This window comes from Luteitalea sp., from assembly GCA_009377605.1.
In the GTDB taxonomy this organism is placed as follows: Bacteria; Acidobacteriota; Vicinamibacteria; order Vicinamibacterales; family Vicinamibacteraceae; genus WHTT01.
Genome location: WHTT01000183.1, coordinates 1 through 3418 on the forward strand (window position 1 = coordinate 1; position 3418 = coordinate 3418).

The following is a 3418-nucleotide window of genomic DNA, read 5'->3' on the forward strand; positions in this document are numbered from 1 at the left end:
TTCAATCTTGCGGGCGAGCTCGTCACGTTCGATTCCGACATGGAGTGGGACATCGGCCTGCCCTGGTATCGACCCGTCAGGACGAATCACCTCGCGCCCGGCGGTGAGTTCGGGTGGCGCACCGGCTCGGGCAAGTGGCCCGCGTACTATCCCGACAGCCTGCCTGGAATCAGCGACATTGGCCGCGGCTCACCGGTCGGTGTCGTCTTCTACCAGAGTGACGCCTATCCGGAGAAGTACCGTGATGCGTTTCTGATCGCCGACTGGTCGCGTGGGCGCATCCTTGCCGGCTTCCTGCAGAAGGCAGGGGCAACCTACACCGAGAAGCAGGTTGACTTCGTTCTCGGCACACCGCTGAACGTGACCGACTTGGATGTCGGACCCGATGGAAACGTCTACTTTTCCAAAGGCGGCCGCTCCACTGAGGGTGGAATCCATCGCGTGGTGCACGAGTCATCGCGGCCTGCGTCTGACGGCGGAAGCCAAGGCGAGACGGACTTGTCTCGCCGAAGCGAAGCGAAGGCGGAGCCGCTCGCGCGCGCGCTTGCCCAGCCGCAACCGCGGTCGGCGTGGGGGCGTGCGGCGATCAGGCGCGCGCGAGAAGACGCTGGCCGAGGCTGGAGCTCCGATCTGCGAGAGGTCGTATCGTCCGGCTCCGAATCCGCCGACCGGCGCGTCCGCGCGCTCGAGTTGCTGCAGGTGCACGGCGAGCCATTTGGCGAAGAGCAGCTGCGGTCGCTCGGTGAAGACCGCGCGTGGGAAATACGTGCGGCGTCCACCTACTACCTTGGCTTGCATCGTACGGACACAGCGCGACGCGAGCTGGTTCGTCGCCTCGAGGACGCCGATCCGTTCGTCCGCCGCCGGGCCAGCGAGGCGCTCGTACGCACCGGCATCCATTCGGCTATGGACGCGCCGCTCGATCCGGTGGCCGACATCTTCCCGCTGTTGGCCGACGAGGACCGCTTCGTGCGCTACGCGGCGCGTGAGCTGCTCGAACGGGTGAACCGCAACCGCTGGCGTCGCGCAGCGTTGGGCCTCGACAGCTATCCCGCGGCGACCGAAGCCCTGCTCGCGCTCGTCCACACAGCGCAGGTATCAACCGAGATCCGCCCGCTGCTCGAGCGTGAGCTCGCCTTGCTCGAGCGTGGGGTGCCAGATGCCCAGCTCCCGGCATTTCTGCGGGTCGTTCATCTCACGCTACAGCGCGACGAAGGCGTGAGCTACTCGGGGATCTATGACGAGATGGCGGAGATCCTGCTGCCCCGATTTTCCGAGGCGGCTCCGCCTCTCAACCGAGAGATTGCGCTCACGCTCGCATATTTCGGGACGACCGAGGCGATTCCAGAGATCGTGGCCCGCTTGCAGGAGCCGGACGCATCTCATGAGGACCAGATCTTCTACGTCTACTGTCTGCGTGCCATGACGACGGGCTGGGAGGCGACCGAGCGCCAGGCTGTGGTCGATTGGTTCAAGAAGACCCAGGATGAGAGCTGGAAGGGTGGTGCCAGCTTTATCGGCTACCTTCAGTACCTGTGGAACGATTTCGCCAAGGTCTTGCCAGACGAGGAACGAGCGGCAGCGGCGAAGGCGCTGCCCTCGTTTCACGGTGAGCGGCTCACCACGAGCGCCCGCCCCGCGCGTCGACGCGACAACATCGCGGCCTTCTCCGAGCAGGAGCTGAAGGAGTACTTGCTGTGGGATCCAATGGCGTACGCCGGCGATCCGGTCGAAGGGCAAGCTGCCTATGAGAAAGCGCTGTGTGTGAGCTGTCACCGTGTTGGCGATATCGGTCAATCGGCAGGTCCGGATCTGACCGACGTCGCGCGTCGCTTCCAGCGCGGCGACCTGCTCGAGGCGATTCTGTATCCGTCGAAGGCGATCTCGGATCAGTGGGCTTCTGCAGAAGTGGTCACAAAGGACCAGCAGTCGTATGTCGGCGTGATCTCGACCGAGAACAGCAGTTCGCTGACCGTGCTGCCAGTTGACGGCAGCGCCGCGGTGACGATCCCGAAGTCGCAGATTGTCTCGCGGAAGGCGGCGACCACATCGGCCATGCCCGAGGGCTTGCTCAACGCGCTCTCGCTCAGCGAGATTGCCGATCTGTTCGCCTTCTTGGAGAATCCGCCCGCGCAATGACGCTCGGAGTGTAGGAGAACGTCGTAGCGCAGCGGTGGTAGCGCGCGACCTTTCCGCCTCCGCGCTCCGCGCTTTGGCGGGTGGCGAAGGCGGGCAGGCCGCGCGCTACGACGTTCAAGAGTGTAGAGCTTCGGTGACAGAGTCGGGTACGTCCCATCTCCCCGTTCTGGCCATCGTCAGCCTTCAATCGGTGGCAAAGCAGTAGAAAAGGCCGTCTCCGCCCGTGCTCTGCAGGTTCTCCTGGCTGCACCCCTTGGAGCCATGTGCCGAGTTCCACGAGTTGGGATTGTCGCCGCCGCCCTGGCGGTCATGATGACCAAGCAGCGCGCTTCCCTCACCATTGCTCGTCCAGTTCTGGCAGGTAAGGTTTGGCTCCGCGGGCATGGCGGTGCCGTCCAGCTGCGAGCCTGTCAGAATATCGTGTCGGTTGGGATCATCACCGCGGCCATTGACCACCTCACCCTTTTCATCCAGCGAGTTCTCCTTGCCGAGCTTGTTGTTGTCGCTGTGTAGATCCTCGACGCCTTGCGCGACCTCCACCCCTTTGGCGTTGTACCAGGGACCGCTACCGATTCGGTCACGTGCATTGACCGCTTCGTCGCCGCCGGATCCGCTGGTGCTCAAGTAGGCATGCCAGGTGCTATCACCGGCGCCGGCGGCTTCAACTAGCTTCTGGCAGTGCTCGTCCGCGCCCGCCAGGCCGCCTAGATTCGCTCCATCACCAGGTCCCGCGCTCGTAATGAAGAAGCTCATTGACTTCTCTTGCGCGACCAGCAGGTACGAGCCAGACACGGAGAGCACGATCACGGCAAGCACAGACAGTATCCTCTTCATGTGCGTTTCTCTCCTCGAGGTTTGGAGTCGTCTGCTCTTCGCACACGACTCCTCAGTTGGGCGGTTCGATGGCTGTTTCGTTGCCCACTAGTGTATGTCGTCGGCCTCCGGCGGACAACTCGACTACCTCGGTTGTGCGTGGTTTCATGAGCTTGGGTAGGGCCGCCTCGCCGAGGCGGCCGGTAGCCTGTTGCTTTCCGCCGGCGTCAGCTTTTGCCGTCAGACGATCGCGGAGGCAACGCGCAGGAGCGCTTGTAGGCCCAGTAAGTCGCCAGGGAAGCGGCGACGCCCGCCGCCAGCGCACTCCACGCCACAACCGAGGCGTAGCTTGCCGCCGACCCTTGCTGGGCGCGCTCGACGAGACCCAAGCCGAGTCCGGCGGAGACGAAGATGATAGCAAAGCGACGGAGCCAGAAGAGCAGCAGCGTGCGATTCATGAGCGCCA

The 3418-nt window shown here is 64.0% G+C and carries 3 protein-coding genes; 1 reads left to right on the plus strand and 2 read right to left on the minus strand.

Annotated features, from left to right (window positions below):
• The coding region (locus GEV06_28215) for a c-type cytochrome (GenBank protein MPZ21741.1) at nucleotides 1-2139 on the plus strand (2139 nt) is incomplete at its 5' end.
• A gap of 183 nt (nucleotides 2140-2322) precedes the next feature.
• Here the strand turns inward: GEV06_28215 and GEV06_28220 are convergent.
• Nucleotides 2323-2973, minus strand: coding sequence for a hypothetical protein (locus GEV06_28220; GenBank protein ID MPZ21742.1), 651 nt, complete (start codon nucleotides 2971-2973; stop codon nucleotides 2323-2325).
• A 206-nt stretch (nucleotides 2974-3179) separates the two neighbouring features.
• On the minus strand, nucleotides 3180-3410 hold the full coding sequence (locus GEV06_28225; GenBank protein MPZ21743.1) for a hypothetical protein: 231 nt from the start codon (nucleotides 3408-3410) through the stop codon (nucleotides 3180-3182).
• Nucleotides 3411-3418: the final 8 nt, after the last annotated feature.

Bases quoted from the DNA above. Each gene is read 5' to 3' on its own strand.
- GEV06_28220 (MPZ21742.1), bottom strand. From the start codon at position 2,973: ATGAAGAGGATACTGTCTGTGCTTGCCGTGATCGTGCTCTCCGTGTCT.
- GEV06_28225 (MPZ21743.1), bottom strand. From the start codon at position 3,410: ATGAATCGCACGCTGCTGCTCTTCTGGCTCCGTCGCTTTGCTATCATC.